General features: G+C 45.8%; 20 protein-coding genes. 4 read left to right on the forward strand and 16 right to left on the reverse strand.

The window, feature by feature from the left end; genetic code table 11:
* Positions 1 to 32 precede the first annotated feature (32 nt).
* The 8 genes from CP943_RS20620 to CP943_RS20655 form a co-directional block, all read right to left on the reverse strand.
* Positions 33 to 1,178: an ABC transporter permease gene (locus tag CP943_RS20620; RefSeq protein WP_020453328.1), complete on the reverse strand. Its 1,146-nt coding sequence runs from the start codon at positions 1,176 to 1,178 to the stop codon at positions 33 to 35.
* Between the two features lies 1 nt (position 1,179).
* Entirely contained in the window at positions 1,180 to 2,304 is a 1,125-nt protein-coding gene (locus CP943_RS20625) for an ABC transporter permease (protein WP_023857032.1), read from the reverse strand.
* 15 nt (positions 2,305 to 2,319) lie between these two features.
* Positions 2,320 to 3,255, reverse strand: coding sequence for an ABC transporter ATP-binding protein (locus CP943_RS20630; RefSeq protein WP_023857031.1), 936 nt, complete (start codon positions 3,253 to 3,255; stop codon positions 2,320 to 2,322).
* Positions 3,256 to 3,358: 103 nt separating this feature from the next.
* Positions 3,359 to 4,465, reverse strand: coding sequence for a sensor histidine kinase (locus CP943_RS20635; protein ID WP_105981281.1), 1,107 nt, complete (start codon positions 4,463 to 4,465; stop codon positions 3,359 to 3,361).
* A 14-nt stretch (positions 4,466 to 4,479) separates the two neighbouring features.
* Positions 4,480 to 5,118 (reverse strand): response regulator, encoded by a 639-nt coding sequence (locus CP943_RS20640; protein WP_023857029.1) that lies wholly within the window; start codon positions 5,116 to 5,118, stop codon positions 4,480 to 4,482.
* A gap of 156 nt (positions 5,119 to 5,274) precedes the next feature.
* Positions 5,275 to 5,646, reverse strand: coding sequence for a DUF423 domain-containing protein (locus tag CP943_RS20645; protein WP_025810614.1), 372 nt, complete (start codon positions 5,644 to 5,646; stop codon positions 5,275 to 5,277).
* Between the two features lie 67 nt (positions 5,647 to 5,713).
* Positions 5,714 to 7,015, reverse strand: coding sequence for a purine/pyrimidine permease (locus CP943_RS20650; protein WP_023857027.1), 1,302 nt, complete (start codon positions 7,013 to 7,015; stop codon positions 5,714 to 5,716).
* Positions 7,016 to 7,053: 38 nt separating this feature from the next.
* Positions 7,054 to 7,362 carry a YwdI family protein gene (locus CP943_RS20655; RefSeq protein WP_023857026.1) on the reverse strand — a complete coding sequence of 103 codons (309 nt, stop codon included), beginning with the start codon at positions 7,360 to 7,362 and terminating at the stop codon, positions 7,054 to 7,056.
* A 271-nt stretch (positions 7,363 to 7,633) separates the two neighbouring features.
* Here CP943_RS20655 and CP943_RS20660 point away from each other — a divergent pair, with 271 nt between their 5' ends.
* Positions 7,634 to 9,016, forward strand: coding sequence for an aldehyde dehydrogenase (locus CP943_RS20660; RefSeq protein WP_103749424.1), 1,383 nt, complete (start codon positions 7,634 to 7,636; stop codon positions 9,014 to 9,016).
* A gap of 50 nt (positions 9,017 to 9,066) precedes the next feature.
* On the opposite strand, the gene CP943_RS20665 is transcribed toward CP943_RS20660, so the two are convergent.
* Together CP943_RS20665 and CP943_RS20670 are read right to left on the reverse strand one after the other, a co-directional pair.
* Complete coding sequence (locus CP943_RS20665; RefSeq protein WP_020453337.1) at positions 9,067 to 9,744, reverse strand: uracil-DNA glycosylase; 678 nt, start codon at positions 9,742 to 9,744, stop codon at positions 9,067 to 9,069.
* A 13-nt stretch (positions 9,745 to 9,757) separates the two neighbouring features.
* The gene (locus tag CP943_RS20670; RefSeq protein WP_020453338.1) at positions 9,758 to 10,576 is read right to left on the reverse strand and encodes a glycosyltransferase family 2 protein; all 819 of its coding nucleotides are present in this window, start codon (positions 10,574 to 10,576) and stop codon (positions 9,758 to 9,760) included.
* Between the two features lie 237 nt (positions 10,577 to 10,813).
* Here CP943_RS20670 and CP943_RS20675 point away from each other — a divergent pair, with 237 nt between their 5' ends.
* On the forward strand, positions 10,814 to 11,626 hold the full coding sequence (locus CP943_RS20675; RefSeq protein WP_075212888.1) for a bifunctional hydroxymethylpyrimidine kinase/phosphomethylpyrimidine kinase: 813 nt from the start codon (positions 10,814 to 10,816) through the stop codon (positions 11,624 to 11,626).
* A 33-nt stretch (positions 11,627 to 11,659) separates the two neighbouring features.
* Here CP943_RS20675 and CP943_RS20680 read toward each other — a convergent pair whose 3' ends face one another.
* From CP943_RS20680 to CP943_RS20700, 5 genes are all read right to left on the reverse strand, one after another.
* Entirely contained in the window at positions 11,660 to 11,926 is a 267-nt protein-coding gene (locus tag CP943_RS20680; protein ID WP_023857023.1) for a hypothetical protein, read from the reverse strand.
* 89 nt (positions 11,927 to 12,015) lie between these two features.
* On the reverse strand, positions 12,016 to 13,452 hold the full coding sequence (locus tag CP943_RS20685) for a sucrose-6-phosphate hydrolase (RefSeq protein WP_105981282.1): 1,437 nt from the start codon (positions 13,450 to 13,452) through the stop codon (positions 12,016 to 12,018).
* A gap of 18 nt (positions 13,453 to 13,470) precedes the next feature.
* The gene (locus tag CP943_RS20690; protein ID WP_023857021.1) at positions 13,471 to 14,850 is read right to left on the reverse strand and encodes a sucrose-specific PTS transporter subunit IIBC; all 1,380 of its coding nucleotides are present in this window, start codon (positions 14,848 to 14,850) and stop codon (positions 13,471 to 13,473) included.
* Between the two features lie 245 nt (positions 14,851 to 15,095).
* Entirely contained in the window at positions 15,096 to 15,926 is an 831-nt protein-coding gene (locus CP943_RS20695) for a PRD domain-containing protein (protein WP_023857020.1), read from the reverse strand.
* A 42-nt stretch (positions 15,927 to 15,968) separates the two neighbouring features.
* Positions 15,969 to 16,259 carry a hypothetical protein gene (locus tag CP943_RS20700; RefSeq protein ID WP_023857019.1) on the reverse strand — a complete coding sequence of 97 codons (291 nt, stop codon included), beginning with the start codon at positions 16,257 to 16,259 and terminating at the stop codon, positions 15,969 to 15,971.
* 482 nt (positions 16,260 to 16,741) lie between these two features.
* Here CP943_RS20700 and CP943_RS20705 point away from each other — a divergent pair, with 482 nt between their 5' ends.
* A complete protein-coding gene (locus CP943_RS20705; RefSeq protein WP_075212885.1) occupies positions 16,742 to 19,162 on the forward strand; it encodes a S8 family peptidase in 2,421 nt (806 codons plus the stop codon).
* 123 nt (positions 19,163 to 19,285) lie between these two features.
* Entirely contained in the window at positions 19,286 to 19,534 is a 249-nt protein-coding gene (locus CP943_RS20710; RefSeq protein ID WP_023857017.1) for a hypothetical protein, read from the forward strand.
* Here CP943_RS20710 and CP943_RS20715 read toward each other — a convergent pair.
* Entirely contained in the window at positions 19,531 to 20,538 is a 1,008-nt protein-coding gene (locus CP943_RS20715; RefSeq protein ID WP_025810610.1) for an LLM class flavin-dependent oxidoreductase, read from the reverse strand. The two genes, CP943_RS20710 and CP943_RS20715, sit on opposite strands and share 4 nt — an antisense overlap.
* Between the last annotated feature and the right edge of the window lie 55 nt (positions 20,539 to 20,593).

Consider the following 20,593-nt stretch of genomic DNA (forward strand, 5'->3'; position numbering starts at 1 on the left):
TTCATTAAAACCGAACCCTTTTTTTATAGATATTAAGCAAAGTTTCTCACATCATTATTACGTTTGAATTTGTAAATAACGATGAGGAAAAAGACAGCAGCGAAAGCAAACAGGATCATGATATTCAAATAAAGACCTTGAAGCTGCTGTCCCTCCTGCAATTTTGCCAGCGTATCCAGCACCCACCGCTGCGGAAGAAAGTCCGCGATACGTTGTGCGAAAGACGGCATGATTTCAATCGGCCAAAAACATCCGGACAGCATGATCGTCGGCATAAATATTAAATTTCGCAATACCCCGGATGACTTGGAGCTATTTGCAAAGACGACGGTGATCAGCGCCAGGCCGACCGCGCTTAGCGCAAAAATCAACAGCACCGCTGCCATCTCCCAAAATGAGATGCCAGTCTCCATCCGGAACACATATTTCACCATTATCAATGTTAAAAAGATTTGGCATGCGATGACAGACATACTGACGGCCACATTGGACATAACGTACTGTCTTGCCGTTATCGGTGTGGTCAAAAGCCTGAAATACGTTCTGTTCTCTTTTTCCTTCACTAACAGTTCGGTCAAGCTTCCCGCTGAAAAAAGCATCGCCATCAGAAGAAAACCGACCGTTCGCTCCGTCATGTTTCTATTTTTCGCCGTGTCTTCAACCGTATATGTTTTGACACCCGTTTCAGAACTCCGGTAATTTTTATACATTTCCTCAAAACGCTTTTCATTCCCCTGCGCCGATTTGCCGATTGCGGCGATATTATCAATGTAATGATAAACATACGATTTCACAAACCCGGTGATTTCAGCGCCTTTGACAGATGCAATGGCGATATGAGCCGGTTCTCCGCTCTGCACGCTTTGAGAAAAGCCTTGTTCAAACGTAATGACGCAATCAAGCTCCCCTGACGCAATTTGACTTTTCCCTTCTGCTTCACTGACCGCGCTGATGTTGACATTCTCGATCCCCTTCAAAAAATCCTTAGTATCTTCGGCGATTCGTCCGCCGTCATGATTGATAATTCCGACGCGCAAATCTGTCTTGTCCATGCTTCCCTCTGTTAAAAGCGATACGAATATGCCTAGCAAGGGCAGACATACGAACAGAAAGATATTGATTTTCTTTTTGAAGGTGACATTCAGTGTGTTTTTGACAAGCCATAGCATTTCTTTCATCTTACAGCCCCTCCCTTCTCTGCAATGAGACAACGGCAATCAGCAGAAATAACAGGGATAAACCGATGTTCAGCAAGATTACGGGCAGCCCCGCCGCTAGATCGTCCGCAAATATAATGTTCATAATAGCTTCGTTCGTCCATGTGAGCGGAGACAGGTCTTTGATCAAAGCTAAAACACCTTCCGCACCCTCGACAGGAAAATAAGCGCCTCCGAAAAATGCAACCAGCGGAATCAACACGTTAATGATCGCCACTGCCGCTTCCCCCGTTCTCGTCAAATAACTGACGCCAAGGCCGAGGCATACGGCAAACAATACGATGCTGAACAGCACGGCCGCCACAAGGGCGAGATGATCTCCCCAGTACGCTTTAAATACGTATTTGCTGAATATGACGACGGCAAAAATACATAATCCGTTTGTCACAAGATTGCCAATCAGCTTGCCGGCAAAAATCTCGCCTTTATGAACCGGCGCCGCGATCAGCCGGTCGGCTGTTTTTCCAAGCCGCTCTCCCCTTATTAAATAACTGGCGCTTAGTGCACTGTAAAGCGCGATCAGAGTGGTCATGGTAACCGCGTAATAATCCATGGAGTTGGGCTTTCTGTCTGAGCTGAGAGACGTCTCCTTGATATAATGGTCGCCAGGTGTGTCCCCGAGCACGGCACCCGCTTGCTCAGGAGCGGCTTTGATGATCTCTTGTGCGGCATTGTACCGGTTTGCAAACGCGGTCAGCATTCCTTGAATAATGCTGTTTTTCATACTGTTTTTATCCATTTGGTAAAGCTTGATGCCGCTGTTTTCGATCTCAAGGTAAGCATCGTAGTTCCCTTGTTTGATTTCTTGTTTTCCATCCGTATCAGACAATATTTTTTTAAAATGAACGCCGGATGTTTTCGCTTCTTTTGCGAATGTTTTAAAACCTTCCGAAAACGCTCCGTCAGCCTTGTCTTTATACAGAACATGAACCTCGCCGACCGCTGCTGTTTGCTGATCGAAAGCGTTCGTCAGCGCGGTGCCTAAAATCATAATCAGTACAATTGGAAATGCCAGCATAAAAAGGAATGTCCGCTTGTCCCGAAAAGCCGATACAATTTCTTTTTTCGCAATGATGAGTGTATTCAAACCATGGCCCCCTTTCTAATCGCGCAACTGTCTTCCGGTCAAGGTCAGGAACACGGTTTCCAAATTAGGCGCTTTTTCTTCCAATGAACGAATCTCGGCCCCGTTTTTCATCAGCTTCTCAATAATCTGGTTTAAATTATTGACACCTGCATCCGAGTTGATTTTGATCGTATTGTCTTCAAGAGCAGCCGCCTCCACGCCGCTGATCGTTTTCAGTTCGCCGATATCGACATTTTCCGCCGATTTAAGAACGACCTGAATATCTTTCGTGTTGGTAATGATCGATTTCAGCTGCTCCTTCGTTCCTTCGGCGATAATTTTTCCATGATCCACGATGGCGATCCGCGTACAGATCTCTTCAACTTCTTCCATATAATGGCTGGTGTAAATAATCGTGCAGCCCATCGCATTTAACTTTTTGACGGATTCCAAAATATAATTTCTCGAATGCGGATCAATTCCCACCGTTGGTTCATCCATGATGATCAACTTTGGCCTGTGGGCGATCGCGCAGGCGATATTGAGCCTTCTTTTCATTCCGCCTGAAAAATTTTTCGGGAAGCTTTTATGCTTATCGCTTAAACCGACGAACTGCAATGCTTCTTCCACCCGATTGCGCAATTGGGCCCCGCGGAGACCATAGAGTCCGGCGAAAAACTTCACATTTTCATATGCCGTTAAATCCTCGTAAATGGCCAGATCCTGCGGGACAATGCCGATATTCATCTTGGCGAATTTGCGGTGTTTCGCAATGTTTTTTCCGAGAATCAAAATCTCGCCTTCATTGCATCTCAGCAAACTCGAGATCATGTGAATGGTCGTGCTCTTTCCGGCCCCGTTTGCGCCGAGCAATCCAAATATTTCGCCCTCTTCGATCGAGAGTGATATATTGTCGACGGCAACGAAGTCGCCAAATTTTTTTGTTAGATGATGGATTTCCAATACATTCATGTTCTCACCTCATTTTGATTTCATTATAAAAAAAAGATGAATGGTGCGGCAGTGCAGCATTTCATCTTTTTCACATGAGAAAATTCATATTCAATTCATGAAATCATTCATGCTTGGGCAGCAAGGTGGTGACAGAGAAGCCGTTCGAACCGTCAACAATCACCTTTCCGTTAACAGAAGCGGCCCGTTCCTCCATCCCGATGATCCCCATCCCTTTCTTGATTTTCTGCCGCCCTTTTCCATTGTCTTTCACTTCGGCTTTAATGAGCGTATTCAGCACATGAATATAGATGGATACATGTGTCGCTTCTGCATATTTCACCGAGTTTGTCAGTGCTTCGGTGATATTTTCAAACATAATCTTCCACTGAATTTGAGAAATAACATCCAAATCGCCTTTATGCAAAAATGAAATATTCATATGATACCGCGCCGAACATTCATCGATAAACAGCTTCAATCTATGGATACCCATCTGTTCTGAGGGCGGCTTGACGCTTTTTAACGTCAATCTGATATTTTCGATCCCGTCCTTGGAGATGTTAATCGCGTTTTGCAGGAGCTCGGAAGCTTTTTCCTTGTCTATGTCAAGGACGCGCTTCGCCGCTTCGAGCTGAATCAGCGCTCCTGTCATGGAATGGCCGATTTTATCGTGTATTTCCTGGGAAAGCCGGTTCCGCTCCTCAAGCTTATACGTATATTCGGATTGTCTGATAAACTCTTTGTTTTCCCGCAGCATGTTTGTTACCTTCTCCAGGTCTCTTCTCGTTTGATCGATATGATGTTCAAGCTTTTCAATCCGCGCTGCATCTTGGCTTGCCGCCCAGTACAGCAAAAATTGAAAAGCGGCTGTCAACGCGTAGACCGCTGAGATGCTTTCATTGATAAACAAAACCGGAACGATTGAAGCGGCAAGTACCATCCACTTCGGCAGCCCGAAATCAGCTGCTCCTTCATACAGGCTAAAAGGAAGAAATAAAATAAATAGGGGGTGCACCTCGGCATAAGAAAAAATTGAAATGATGACAGACATAATAATAAAAAGCTTTTTTATTTTTCCTTCAGGTAAAATTGCAATCCCGAGGTTGATACAGGCGTAAACAAGAATGCTGAACACAAGCCACGGCAGATTGTCAATTTCCGAAGAAACGCATTGATAGATGATAAATCCCAGCAAAATCAGTTTGCCGGTCAAAATCCGCAATTCCATGGTGATCCCCCAGATTAAAAGTTAACTTTTCCAGTTAAATAATAAATTGCGATTTGCGTCCGGTGTTCAAGCCCTGTTTTCCCCAAAATCGAGGAAATATAATTGGCAATCGTACCTTCAGAAATAAACAGTTCTTTCGATATTTCTTTATTGGACAGCCCTCTGGCAATCAGGGCCATAATTCCGAGCTCGCGTTCGGTAAACAGGCTTTCGTCTATTTTGGATTCCGCTTCTTTATGCTCCGCCAAATTGGATTTAATCTTGTCGAGGATGATATCCTGCATGACAGTATGGCCGTTGTACACGCTTTTAATTGCGTCTCTAATTCGCTCAGGATCGGCATTTTTCAGCAAATATCCTTTTGCTCCGTTCCGTATGGCAGCGACGATGTATTCGTCATCATCAAACGTTGTTAAAATAAAAGGCTTGGCGCCCGTTTCTGAAATGAGCCGCGCAGCTTCCACTCCATCCATGTTGGGCATGCGGACATCAAGCAGTGCAATATCCACAGCTTGGCCGCGGCAAAATTCGACCGCTTGCAAGCCATCCTCCACCGTCGCCAGCACTTCAAATTCATCATAAGTGCTCAGTATGATTTTCATACCCTCTCTTATGAATGAATTGTCATCCGCAATGATCACTTTAATTTTCATCTTTGAACGGAGACCGGTCCTCCGCCATGCACATCCCTTCTGTCAAAATGCAAAAGCCGGGTCTTTCGCCCTGTTCATAACATTAAATTACCATGAATCAGCCCCTGTTAAAATAAAAAAAAGCCAATCCTTTCAGGAGATTGGCTTTTTAGTAAGCTACAAGTATTTAACAGCTGATACAACAACCATGATCCATGCGGCAATAAACGCCACGCCGCCCAGCGGAGTAATCGCACCGAGGACGCTGATTTGCGTAAGGCTGAGGACATATAAACTTCCTGAAAATAAAACGATTCCGGCAAACATCAGCCAACCTGCCGCAGTTACGCTTCCCGCATCTGTAAGCTTTGACGCGATGAGCGCGACGGCAATTAAACCGAGCGCATGATACATATGATACTGGACGCCGGTCTGCCAGATTTGCAAATATTTCTCGGGAATTTTCCCCTCAAGACCATGAGCTCCGAACGCCCCTAAAGCAACCGCAAGCATCGCATTGACAGCACCTAAAATTAAAAATAATTTCACGATCAAATCGCCCGCCTTTCTTTTATCATCATAGCGCACACGCCTTTAATTTCAACGTTTACACATCTCATGACACGATATTGTCAAATTTCTTTTTCCGTAGCTGCATCTGTTCCGCAGCAATCGCTACAATTGTTCCAAGGACAAGCCCATTGCTTAAAATGGAAACAAAAACAGGATGCATTCCTTCCAAAGCACTTTCAGGTACAAACATGACCCCCACGCCGGCAAGGAGCGCAATCCCGGTAACAAAACGGATGCGGCCTGCCTCGTCCTTTTCATAAGAATCGAATTCGGCAAATGCCAGGCCGACCATCGTTGAAAACACGACGAAGTTCACCGCAAAGCCGACCGGAGACGGCAGGCTGGCAAAAGTATTCATGACCAGCGGGAAAAAGCTGATGACGATCACGATCAAACTCCCGAGCAAAAACGGTTTTTTCGAAGACATTCTCGTCGTTTGAATAAACCCGGCCGCCCCGGATATCGGCACCGTGCCTACAGCTCCGAGCAATCCGCTCAGCAAATGGCTGACGGAGGCGATAAATCCGGCAGGACGTGCCCGCCTCCTCTCCTCCAGCTTCTCAAACTGTCTGACCGCTCCTTCAACCACCCGTATGCTGGCGAGCATATTGACGATTAACAATACTGTAATAAATAGCGAAGTAACGACTAATCCGCTGTCAAACAGCGGCATTCCGAACGGAAAAATATCCGGAAGGCGGAACAGCTGGTTCGCATGCTCAGGCGCCTTCGCCACGCCGAATACGGCAAATAAGACCCAGCCGCCGAAAAGCGCAATTAAAATTGAATATTGCTTGAGAACCGGAATGTTTGACCGGCTCATCAGAAACGTAGCCAGCATGACCACAACCGCCAGCAAAAACACGGGTATATCGACCTCGTTTTTCCGGTAGCCGATCCCCATGACACCTTTAACGATCGGATCGCTAAGCTGGATGACCAGCAGCAGTAAATAAATGCCCGTCACAACAGGAGTAAACATCACAGCCAGCTTATCAATAACTTTAAATAAACTAAAAATAAAGAAGAAAACCGCGCTTAGCAACATCGCTCCCTGCAGCCCCTGAAGCGTTTCAATATGAGTCGCAAATACGGTCCCTGTAAGACCGGAATAAATCGTGTACACGCCCCACCAGAGGCCGGCCGGACTCTCATTAATCGGCAGGCGGTGTCCCAATAAACATTGGATAAAAGCCGTTGTGCCGAGCACGAAAAAAGTGCTTTGAACCAGCCCAGCGGTCTCTGCCTGATTCAGCCCGAATGACTGCCCGATTGCAATGGGCACCACGATTGCGGCCGCAATAATAAATGCCGTCCATTGTAAAGCCCCAAAAAGCAGTTTCAAGTTGATCAACCTCTCTTTTTTAAAACAGCCGACGGCGCCTAGAAATCAAAAATAGAATCTCCGTTGCCGTCATCTTCGTGCTTTTGTTTCTCTTGTTTTTTGTATTGTTCAGCACCGGCGCTCCCCATCATTTTTTCTAGCATCAGCTGGTCGCTCGATGGTTTATTGGCCGTTTGAACATAGGGTGAAGACTGGACGGACGGCCGCTGCTGCGGTTCAACAATGACGTCGCAAAGGGAGCGGATAACCGCGATGTGCATTTTCAATTCATTTTCCTGGCTGCATTCCTTTGCTTTTTTCAATTCGTCCTCCATCTTCTGCAGCAAACTTGATATATGTATGTTCATCAAATCGATCCTCCAAACCGTTTTCAGTTTCCATTTCATTTTACCAAATTAACTTCTCCCGTGCCGAATGCACTTTGCAAATATCCATTGCGAAAAATTGCCTCTCCTGCTGTGAAATATCACCTTTTGCACTTTTAAAAAAGATATCTGCAGGCAAACGCAGGTAGAAAACGCCGATTTTCTTACGGCTAAAAGTTGACAGCTGAAAAGGCTGTCACACATAATGAAAAAAAACTTCACTCGAATTTCTAAAAGCGAAAGGAATCAGGGAATGGCAGAACGTACACCCTCCATCGAAACGACCGTTACCGAGCAAAAGCGATATTTTTTAAGCGGGGCAACACTCGCTGTTGAAAATCGTCTGGAACAGCTTAACATTCTTAAGAATGCTGTAAAAAAATATGAACGGGACATACTTGAAGCCCTTCAGAAAGACCTTAATAAATCAGAGCACGAAGCCTATATGACGGAAATCGGCATTGTACTGGAAGAAATCCGCTTCATCAGCAGACGATTAAAAAAATGGGCCAAGCCGAAAAAGGCGAAAACGGCCGTCTCGCACATCGGTTCAAAAAGCATCGTCATTGCGGAGCCTTATGGCACGGTCCTGATCATCGCGCCATGGAACTATCCGTTTCAGCTTGCCGTTTCGCCTCTGATCGGCGCACTTGCTGCGGGGAATACGGCCGTCATCAAACCGTCAGAGCTTGCTCCCGCTGTATCCAGCGTCATATCCAAGATGCTTAAAGAAATCTTTCCCCCCGAATATGTATCCGTTATTGAGGGCGGGGTGGAGACGAATCAAGTGCTTTTGCGGCAAAAATTTGACTATATCTTTTTTACAGGCAGTGTTCCCGTGGGCAAAGTCGTCATGGAAGCCGCAGCAAAACAGCTCATTCCAGTCACACTTGAGCTTGGCGGAAAAAGCCCCTGCATCGTGCACAAGGATGCTGATCTTAAGCTTGCAGCTCAAAGGATTGTTTTCGGAAAGCTGACAAACGCAGGACAGACGTGCATTGCGCCTGATTATCTGCTCGTACACAAAGATGTGAAAAGCGGGCTGTTGCACGCTCTGAAGCAATCGATCCAAACATTTTACGGAAAAGCGCCGGAAAGCCATCCGGCGTACGGAAAAATCATAAGCGAACGTCATTTCGAACGGTTACTCCGCTTTTTACACAACGAGAATATCGTAACAGGCGGAACGTATCAAAAAGACGCACTTAAAATTGCTCCGGCCATTATCGATGAACCCGACTGGGAATCGCCGATCATGCAGGAAGAGATTTTCGGGCCGCTCCTTCCTGTCATCGGCTATGAAACAATCGAAGACGTTATCCAAATGGTTCAAAGCCGCCCTAAACCGCTCGCGCTCTATTTGTTTACGAATGAAAAACCGGTACAGAAGCACATCCTCAGCCGGATTTCATTTGGCGGGGGATGCATCAATGACACGCTGATGCACACAGCCACACCTTACCTCCCCTTCGGCGGCGTAGGCGAAAGCGGAATCGGAAGTTACCATGGGTATCACAGCTTTAAGACGTTTTCCCACGAGAAAAGCGTTTTAAAACAGACAAACCTGTTTGACATTTCATTCCGTTACCCTTCATCAAAAAACGGGCTGCGAATCATCAAAAAACTTCTCAGGTAGATAGGAGCCAGACAAACGAAGAACCGCTTATTTTAGCGGTTCTCGCGATTTTAAAGATTCGGAAGGGACCAATCAATCGGCTCATCACCGATTTGTTCCAAATACTGATTGGCTCTTGAAAACGGTCTGCTCCCGAAAAACCCGTTTCTAGCCGAGAATGGGCTCGGATGCGGCGACTGGATAATGAAATGCTTGGATGTATCGATTCGCTCTTTTTTCATTTGGGCATGCCGGCCCCAGAGAATAAAAACGACCGGCTTATCTCTTTTGTTTAAAACATCTATGATACTGTCTGTCAGCTGTTCCCACCCTTTTCCTTTATGCGAATTTGCCTGGCCCCGTCTCACAGTCAAAACGGTGTTCAGCAGCAGAACGCCTTGCTTGGCCCAACTGACGAGAGAACCGTGATTAGGGATGTCGGCGCCAATGTCATTCTGCAATTCTATAAAGATATTTTTCAAAGAAGGCGGCGGATTGACACCGGGTTGTACGGAAAAGCTTAAGCCATGGGCCTGCCCCGGGCCATGATACGGATCCTGGCCGAGAATCACGACTTTAACATTTTCATAGGAAGTATAATGCAAAGCATTGTATATATCGTTCGGTTCAGGATATACGGTGTGCTCTGCATACTCCCTTTTCAGCATTTCCCTCAGTTCTTGATAGTAAGGCTTATTAAACTCGTCCTTCAGCTGCTGCCACCAGCTGTCATTCAAAATCTGTTTCAATGTTCAGGCCTCCTTAACTCAATTGTCTTGCAGCGGAAAGCCTGGATGCGACCGGTTTTCCGTCCCAGACGATTTCGCTTTCCGCTTCCCTTTTTTTCATAGCAGGTTCTTCGAGAAGTACGAAAAAGTTCTTTGTCGGCAGCTTGCCAAGCTGATGCTTTTCACTCAAGACATCCAAATAATACTGTCTCATTCCGCCAAGATCTCCGGATTGGTTGTCACCCTGATCTGAAAACGCATAGATGACGCTTGCAAAAGGAACCCTTTTCACGCGAAAGCGCTCAGCTGCTCTCAGGAAAAAGTCCCAATCCCAATAATTGTGGACAGCAGGATCAAAATAGCCGATCTCGTCATGAAGAGACCGTTTGTACATACTCCCTGAAGGAACATATGTAGAAAACTTCCTCATTTCATCCAAGTTAAAGGAATACGCAAAAAGATAACGGCTTGTCGGAATTCTTTTATCCTCTTTTTCTTCGAAAGACACAATCTCAGCATCCGAATAAACAAAATCGGCGGTCTCCAGCGCATTCAACATTCTTTCCATATGGCAAGGAGTGAAAAAATCATCATCATCACACAGCATAATAACATCTCCGGAAGCTTCTTTCACCCCTATATTTCTCGCTTTTACATGCTTCACGTTTTCTTTCAGATGGATAACTCTGATCGGAAGGTCTGAATAAAGGCGCTCAACAAAGTCGACGCTCTCCCCGGCATCATTAACAATAATGACTTCAAATGGTGCAACAGACTGTTTTGTAATGGATTCAAGCAATTCGCACAAAGCGGTGACCCGGTTGTGCGTGACAACTACGATAGATATGTTCATATTTGTGATATACGCTCCTTCTTATTTCATTCTAAACATATTAAATCATAATGCGAATAATTTCACATGGATCAAAAGATGGTTTGGTTTTTTATGCCAATCCATTCACGAAATTTGGCAGAGGACCGCTGCACTATAAAGCGGCAGCCATTTCATTGTGATCTTGCGAAAAGCTGTCTATAATAAGTAATAAACCAACTTTGGATGGAATCTCTTATCGTGGAGGATTGACTGAACATGACAATGCACAAAGCACTGACAATCGCCGGCTCTGACTCAAGCGGAGGCGCCGGCATTCAGGCCGACTTAAAAACGTTCCAAGAAAAGAACGTCTATGGAATGACGGCCCTTACGGTTGTTGTCGCCATGGATCCTGAGAACAACTGGAATCACCAGGTATTCCCAGTTGATACAGAAGTCATCCGCGCCCAGCTGTCGACGATTGTGGACGGCATCGGGGTAGATGCGATGAAAACGGGCATGCTTCCGACCGTTGATATCATTGAATTGGCGGCAGACACAATCAAGAAGCACAGCATGAAAAATGTCGTCATTGATCCCGTTATGGTATGTAAAGGAGCAAATGAAGTGCTGTATCCCGAACACGCAAAGGCTTTAAGAGAGCTTTTGACTCCGCTTGCCACGGTCATTACGCCAAACCTTTTTGAAGCCGGCCAGCTCAGCGGACTTGGAGAAATTAAAACGGTTGAGCAAATGAAGGAAGCGGCAAAAGTCATTCACGGCCTCGGCGCTGAACACGTCCTCATTACAGGAGGAGGCAAACTGAATCACGAAAAAGCGGTAGATGTATTATTTGACGGCCGGGATGCAGAAGTCATCGAAGGAGAAAGAATTGAAACTCCATACACGCACGGGGCGGGCTGCACCTATTCCGCAGCGATTACGGCTGAACTCGCCAAAGGTTCAAATGTAAAAGAAGCCATTTATTCTGCAAAAACATTTATTACGGAAGCCATCCGCGAATCATTCCGTTTGAATCAATACGTCGGGCCGACGAAGCACTCCGCTTTACGGCTCAGCGGCAAATAAAAGCCAGCCCCATTAAAAGGGGCTGGCTTTTATTTAGCTTTCGCGTTTGATCGTTCTTGCAGATGATCTTAAGAAAGTCTCGATCGATTCCACAAAAAGAGCATATTCTTTCATTTGTTCATAAGTGTCTTGAAGTTTCTTTTGTATTTCTTCATCATCCGGAATTGTTTTATCTTCAATACCGCCGATCAGCTTCTTCATCTGAAGGAGCAAACCATTGTATTCCTCTCTCGTATCCTCAATATGATCCGCTATTTTTTTCAAACGCACAGCTGTCAACTTCTGCTGGTTTTGATCCAAAAAAACAACCCCTTTTTCACTGCACTCTCTCTAAAAAAAGCATATCATAAAGGGATTGTACAGAAAATAGCAAACCGCACCCGCTCCCTTTATGCGACCGTCCAGGATGTTACATTCACTATGATTTCTTTTCTGGCACCGATCCAAACATCATTATTTCCCGGGTAAGGAAAATATCTTGCCGTAAAGACTTCCTCTCCCCCATTGACGAAGATTTCAATCGCAGACGCGTCTAAAAAGATGTTTAAATCGCGGAGCTCATGCAAACGACAATGTCTGGCTTCCGTTCTTTCATCAACATAGCTGTTTCTTTCCAAAGTTATGATGCCGTCAGCTTTATTGTAAATGAGTCGCGCGGCACCCCTGAAGGAAATCTCAAAGCTGTCTTCAATAAGTTGCGGGCTGATGAAAAGCTCGGTTTTGTCCGGTTGAACAATGTCCAGTTTTTCGGTGCCTTGATTAAGTGATATTGCTGCGCGTTTTTCGTTTTGGCGGAGCGTTCTAAGCTCCGCGACCGGTTTTTGAACGATTTTATCGTTTTGCAAATGCAATTCCCTCGGCAATGTCATACAGTGCACCCATTGATGCTGAATCGTCGGCTGGCTCTGTTCATCCTGGTCCGGAACACCCATCCAGGCAACCAGTATCCTCCGGCCTGATTCGTCTTTTGTCGTCTGCGGCGCATAAAAATCAAAGCCGCGGTCAAGCTCTTCAAAGTCTCCGTGTGTAAAACCCGGTTTCTGCTCGTTCAATTCACCGACAAAATAACCTGACTGATAGACGTTTTGGTAGCGCATCTCTTTTGCTTCAAGGCCTTGCGGACAGACAATTAAGACGTCTTTGCCGTTTAGTTCGAACATGTCAGGGCATTCCCACATATAGCCGAATTTCCCGAGCTGATCTGTATTTGAACCTGTGATGTCGCCAAGGAACTGCCAGTCTTTCAAATTATCCGATTGAAATAGCACCGCTCTGCCTTCAAGTTTTTCAGTCTGGGCGCCGAGCACCATGTACCAGCTGCCACTCTTTTTCCATACTTTCGGATCGCGGAAATGAGCCGTGTATCCTTTCGGAAGCCTTGCAACAACCCCCTGTTTTTCAAACGAGATGCCGTCTTTCGAGACGGCGAGACATTGATAGGTCTCCCTATTTCCCTCGTCGTCTCTGACATTCCCCGTATAAAACAGGTGGAGCACATCATTTTCAGCGATCGCGCTTCCTGAATAACAGCCGTTTTTATCAAACCAGTCGCTCGGCGTGAGGGCGATCTCTTCATGCCGCCAGTTCACGAGATCTGTTGAAGAGTAGTGCCCCCACAGCTTTGCACCGTGCCCCGTTTTAAAAGGCATCCACTGATAAAAAAGATGGTAAATTCCCTTCCACTGAATGAACCCGTTCGGATCATTCAGCAGTCCGACAGGAGGCATGATGTGATAATGCAGCCGATAGGGATCAAGGTTTACAATATCCCGGTATTCTTCAACCCGGTTTATTGCCTTTTGACGAAGCTCCTGATCTTGATTCATCGTTTTCCCCTCCTTCCGTCACTTTTTCTCGTCTTCATTAATTCCTAAGATAAAGGCTGTGATAAACGCGACAGACACAGAGATCGCCATTCCGATTAAATAATGGATCAGGTTGCCCATTCCAAGCGGGGCAACAATCGCAATCATCGGTATTCCCGTCAAACCGTAGGCGTTTGCCGCAACATTCATAAAGACAACGTATGCAGCACCGAGCGCTCCACCAGCCATTGCCGCGATAAACGGCTTGCGGTAACGGAGGTTAACACCGAAAATAACAGGTTCGGTAATGCCGAGAAAAGAAGAGAAAGCAGCAGGTAAAGCGATTTCTTTTGTTTTTGCGCGCTTTGCCAAAAAGAATACGGCAAGTCCGGCCCCGCCTTGGGCGACATTGGACATAGACCAGATCGGAAGCAGGTAGTTCCTGCCGATATCAGCGATAAGGCCGGCCTCAATCGCGTGGAAACTGTGGTGAACACCAGTTAAAACGATCAGCGAGTATGTTCCTCCGAAAATCAGTCCGGCAACAGGTCCGGCAAGATCATACACATAAGTTAAAACGTTCGTGATCCCTGTACCAAGCATTCTTCCTAAAGGACCGATTGCGATAAAGGCAATAAATCCCGTTGAAATAATCGTGACAAACGGTGTCACTAAAAGATCGATCGCGTTTGGAACAATTTTTCTTACGCCTTTTTCGATTTTACTCATCACATACACGGCAAGCAAAATTGGAACAACGGTTCCTTGATAGCCCAACATCTCAATTTTGAGCCCGTAAAAGTTCATCACATCCGGAGATGCAGTTGCCAGTCCCCAAGGATTGAACAAGCTCGGGTGAATTAAAATACCTCCAAGTACAGCCCCCAGGTAAGGATTGCTGCCAAATTCTTTCGCAGCACTGACACCGATCAAGATCGGAAGGATAATAAATGCCGCGCTTGAGAACATATCAAGCATTTTATACAGTGCTGCATCAGGATCGACCCACTGAAATGCCTTCATCATCCCCAACAGCCCCATTAATAAACCGCTTGCAACAATGGCCGGGATGATGGGCACGAAAATATTTGACAGCGTTTTCGCGAATCGCGCTAAAGGATTCATTTTTCCCTTTGCGGCATCGCTGTGCTGAACCGTTTCCTTTTGGTCAAGATTCAGCTCTTTGGCAAACTGTTCATACACTTTATTAACAAGTCCTGTTCCGAAAATAATCTGGTATTGGCCAGAGCTCGAAAAGGCTCCTTTTACACCTTCCAGCTCTTCGACCTTTTCCTGGTCGATTTTCGCTTCGTCCTTGATCACCAAACGAAGCCTTGTCGCACAATGAGCTGCACTGATGACATTATCTTCTCCGCCAAGAAGCTGTATAAGACGTACGGCGATTTCTTTGTGATTCATGATGACTCCTCCTTTTTTTTTTTTAAAAAAGCAGAAAAGACCTAAAATTCACCAACGAATGGCGGATAGATTCTCCCCATTCATCTAGCAAATTTTAGGTCTTGCCTGCTTTACCAGTCACAATCCCCGGTATTTATTTTTTAATACGCTTTCATTTTATTATGTGATAACGCTTTCGTCAACTACTTTTTTATTTTCTGTGAAAATCGACCTAAAAAAGCCTGATCGCGCGTTATCAGGCGGTATTACCTATAGGAATCATTTAAACGCTGGACATGCAGCGTAATATATCCGACTTCCGATTCCGGAAGATGAAGATCATATTCAGTTTTCACGTAATCCGCCAGCCCTGCCGCACACTGGTAGCTTTCAGGATACTTTTTCCGGATGAAATAAAGCATGTCATCGTCCATGACATGAAACGCTTCATTTGATTCCAGCCTGTTGATGGCATACCTGAGATGCGTGACAAGACGCTGATATGAGATGCTGTTTTCGTCAATCTTCTGATTGAAACAGCATTCGATTTTTTCTATCAATTCTTTGATGATGTTCGTGTATTTAAGCGTCTTCTGCATGTTTTCCGCATCCATTTTTGCGGTATGAATATGCAGCGCAATATAACCCGCTTCATCATCAGGCAATTCGACTTTCAATTTTTCTTTGACCAAATCGATTGCCCAGAGTCCGATCTCATATTCTTTTTTATAAAGCGCTTTGATTTCATTTAATAATTTATTTTGAATGACGAATCCTTTGCGGACTCGCTCGATCGCAAATGACAAATGATCCACAAGGGCGATGTGGATATGATCACTCAACGGTGCGGACAGCCGCCCTTCCGCATAGCTGATGATCTCTTCGGCAGCTTCAATATGTTCTTCCGGAAGTGTTTCGAGGATTTGTTTAAACTTTTCATTTTCTTCATGAATGGTAAAAATTTTTTCTACCTTGTTTCTTGGAATGGTATCGTTTTTGCCTTTTTGAAAAGCGATACCAGGCCCCATGACAATTTTTTCTTGACCATCCTCCTTTATGATTGCTGCATTGTTGTTCAATACTTTATAGATTTTCAAAGCCGTCACCCACTTCCCGTTATGAGTGGGATTTTACCTTGTTTAAGTTCCCGTGTAAAGAGTTGGTCCGGCTCTTACCCTCTTCACCGCTTTTTGGCAAACAGCCCGGTTGGGTTCTGTCGTAAAACTGCCGGGCATCGCTCTCTTACAGCCCGACATCCGCTCTGTTGATTCTTCTCTTTTTTCCGAAAAGCCGCCTGCCTGATAAGCATCGGCAGCCTGATATGTACCGCCGGCGAACGCCATCACCTTCATCTGAGTCTCTCTGACAGGCACCACCGCATTCAGCAGCACGGCCGTCCATAATTTTAAAAATGATATCAAACCTTTCATACCGATCCCCTCCAGTTTCGTTGTGATAAAACTAGCAACTCTATTAAACTTTCTTGCTCTATCTTATCCCAGCAAAATGAAAATGTTTGTCACAATGTGTGTGCAAAATGATTCTAGTTTTTAGAAGTTTTGTTGAAAACTGATGGAAACGCATGATTCAACGGAAACAAACCATGAATGTAACTTACTCACAGCTTATCCTAAGGATAAACACATATTACCCACAGGGTATATCCACATATCCACATATTTATTCAACATTTAGTATAAGAACGTATATTCCCTACAATATCTATACACAAGTTTATTCACTTATACACAGTAAATTGTGCATAAATCTAAAGACATCCACTCCAATACATTGAATCTTTGAAAATTATTTCTATATATAGAAGGATTTTTTTGAAACTGAGAGAATATTTTAAAAGTTCGAAACTCTAAGGATTACAAAGAAACCATTTATCCGTAAGGGGGAAAACAGATTGAGAAAAAGTATCATGCGCTATTTCGTTATGGCTTTTATTCTATTATTTTCGTTATCCACATTCCTCACCGGAGTGCAGGCAACATCCGTTCCCGATCAAAAGTCGCCTGAACTTGAGAAAGCTGAAATCTACGGTGATATTGATGTGACGTCTGATAAACAGACAACAGTTATTGTGGAGCTGAAAGAAAAGTCGCTTGCCGAAGCAAAAGCGGATGGGGAAAAGCAAACGAAAGCTTCTTTAAAAACCGCTCGCAGCAAAGCGAAAAACAGTGCGCTGAAAACACTCAAAAAAGCGAAAATAAACCGCGAATACGACCGTGTATTTTCGGGTTTTTCAATGAAACTGCCGGCCAGTGAAATTCCGAAGCTGCTCGCCGTCAAGGAAGTAAAAGCGGTTTATCCGAACGCAGCTTACAAACCTGACAGCATAAAAGGAAAAGACGTGACACTTGCAGCGGATGCCATTTATCCACAGATGGATAAAAGTGCACCGTACATCGGAGCAGATCAGGCATGGAAATCAGGCTATACCGGTAAAGGCATTAAGGTAGCTGTCATTGACACGGGTGTGGATTACACACATCCTGACTTAAAGAAAAATTTCGGCCCATATAAGGGGTATGACTTTGTGGATAATGACTATGATCCACAAGAAACACCGGCAGGCGACCCGCGCGGAGAAGCGACTGATCACGGCACCCATGTTGCGGGGACCATCGCCGCGAACGGTCAGATTAAAGGGGTGGCGCCTGAAGCAACGCTTCTTGCTTACCGTGTGCTCGGCCCCGGCGGCTCAGGAACAACCGAGAACGTGATTGCAGGCATTGAAAAAGCCGTCGCGGACGGAGCAAAAGTGATGAACCTCTCATTGGGCAATTCACTGAACAGCCCTGATTATGCAACAAGCATCGCACTGGACTGGGCGATGGCCGAAGGAGTTGTCGCCGTTACGTCAAACGGAAACAGCGGACCGGAAAACTGGACGGTCGGCTCGCCGGGAACTTCAAGGGATGCGATTTCCGTCGGCGCCTCGCAGCTTCCATATAATGAATATTCTGTGAGGCTTCCTTCGTATTCGTCAGCAAAAGTGATGGGATACCAGGAGGAAAAAGATCTTGAAGCTTTGAACGGTCAAGACGTGGAACTTGTTGAAGCCGGCATCGGACAAGCTGACGATTTCAAAGGCAAAGATGTGAAAGGAAAAGTAGCGGTTATCCAAAGAGGCGTCATTCCATTTGTGGATAAGGCCGAAAACGCCAAAAACGCCGGTGCTGTCGGAGCCGTGATTTACAATAATGTAACAGGGGAAATCGAGGCCAACGTTATGGGGATGGCTGTACCGACTGTCAAATTGTCGAAAGAAGAGGGCGAAAAGCTTGTTCAACAGATCAAAGAAGGGAAACGCTCTGCTGTCTTTTCTTTCAAATTGGACAAAAAGCTCGGGGAAACGATTGCCTCCTTCTCGTCGCGCGGACCTGTCATGGATACATGGATGATTAAACCTGACGTTTCAGCGCCAGGCGTCAATATCGTCAGCACCATTCCGACCCACGATCCGAAAAACCCTCACGGTTACGGTTCAAAGCAGGGTACAAGCATGGCTTCCCCGCATGTCGCGGGAACGGCAGCCCTATTAAAGCAGGCCAAACCGGATTGGACGCCAGAGCAAATCAAAGGCGTGCTGATGAATACGGCGGAAAAATTGACGGATGAAAACGGAAAGCCTCTCCCTCACAATACGCAAGGAGCGGGCAGCATCCGCATCATCGAGGCCCTTCATGCTTCATCAATTGTAACGCCGGGCAGCCACTCATACGGAACGTTCCTGAAAGACAAAGGAAAACAAACGAAAAAACAAGCGTTCACAATTGAAAACCTTTCTTCATTCAGAAAAGCCTATCAGCTCGAATACTCCTTTAAAGGAGCGGGCATCACGGTATCAGGAACGGAACGAGTCGTGGTACCGGCCCATCAAACAGGTAAAGCAACGGCAAAAGTAACCGTCAATTCCGCCAAAACGAAAGCAGGCACATATGAAGGCACGGTTTACGTCCGTGAAGGAGGCAGAAAAGTCGCCGAAATTCCGCTCCTGTTGATCGTCAAAGAGCCTGACTACCCGCGCGTCACATCCGTAACGGTTGAACCGGGGGCAAAGCAGGGTGCTTACACGATCGAAGCCTACCTGCCGGGCGGGGCTGAAGAGCTCGCATTTCTCGTCTATGATGAAAATCTGAACCTTCTCGGGCAGGCCGGCGTTTATAAAAACCAAGGCAAAGGCTATCAATCTTATCAATGGAACGGCAAAATCAATGACGCCGCAACCCTTAAGTCCGGAAAATACTATATGCTAGCCTATGCGTCCGCCAAAGGAAAATCAAGCTACATTCTGACGGAAGACCCTTTTATCGTCGAATAATGACAAGCCTTGTTGAGAACCACTCAACAAGGCTTTTATATGTTAAAATACGGATAATGCGTTCAGGAGAAGCTCTCCCTTCTCTTCAAAACGTGAAAAAAGCAATCGGAGGACATCGTATATATGCTTTCTTTTATCGTATTATTCGGCTTATCCTTCCTTATTGTCTGCTTTATATTTTTCACGATTTTGTACTTCGCCGTCAACCTGCAGAAGCGCGAGCCCAAGCCTTTTCAAAAAGCAACGGAGCAAACCGTCGATACCGTCATCCTCGTTCCGCTCAGCTGGCTGTTTACAGCTTTATACATATGCATTCTGTTTATTCTTTTCCCGATCCGCCATTTTCTCGATTTTTTTCAGCAAAAACGTTAAATTGACTGATGAAACGCTTCGGCCAGCAGCCGGTAAGATTCCAGCCTGTCTTGAAAATCGTGGGTGATCGTCACCGCCATGATTTCATCCGTTCCGTAAGCGCCGGCCAGTTCAAGCAGCTGTTCCTTCACCTGCCGCGGCGTCCCGATGACCATCCGTTTTCGATTGTCTTCCACTCTCTTTCTTTCATAAGGAGAATATTGATATGACAGCGCCGTTTCCAATGATGGAAAGCCTTCGGTCACTATCCCCTGTTCATTGGCTAATAAAGAGAAATCCAAGCTTTTTGCAAGGTTCTCCGCTTTCTCTTCTGTCTCAGCGCAAATCACAAATACAGCAATGATCACGTTTGGCTGTTCACCCAATACAGAAGGTTCGAACCTCTCTTTGTAAAGTCTGGCCGCCTCTTCTCCGCCTTCGCCGTTAATAAATTGGGCAAATGTATACGATGCCCCTGTTTGGGCGGCAAGCCTCGCGCTTTCCCCTGAGGAGCCGAGCAGCCAGACAGCGGGCGCTGCGGCCACGTTCGGCGATGCGATCAAGTTGGGAAAGCGGTGGTGTTCATCGGCTTGATCGTGTAAATATGTGACGAGATCCTGAATTTGTTCGGGATATTGGTCAGTCATCCGTCTTCCTCCATTTTGAAGAGCCATGGAAGCGATCGGCATCCCTCCCGGAGCACGTCCGACACCGAGATCAATCCTTCCGGGCGCAAGTCCTTCCAAGACGCGGAAGTTTTCTGCCACCTTGTAGGCGCTGTAATGGGGAAGCATGACGCCGCCGGATCCTATACGGATCTTCTCTGTTTTAGCCGCAAGATAACCGATCAGAACCTCCGGACTTGATCCTGCCAAGTTTCTTGAAAAATGGTGCTCGGAAACCCAAAATCTCTTGTATCCGAGGCGCTCCGCCGCTTGCGCGAGCTCCACCGTATGCTGTAAAGCCTGTTCAGGTGTGCTTCCTTCAGAAACGGGAGTCTGATCAAGTATGCTTAATGACAACATCTTTTTCACCCCAAGTCTTCGTTTACTTTTCCTGCGCAAAAAGAAATAATAATAT

The organism is Bacillus paralicheniformis (genome assembly GCF_002993925.1).
GTDB lineage: Bacteria > Bacillota > Bacilli > Bacillales > Bacillaceae > Bacillus > Bacillus paralicheniformis.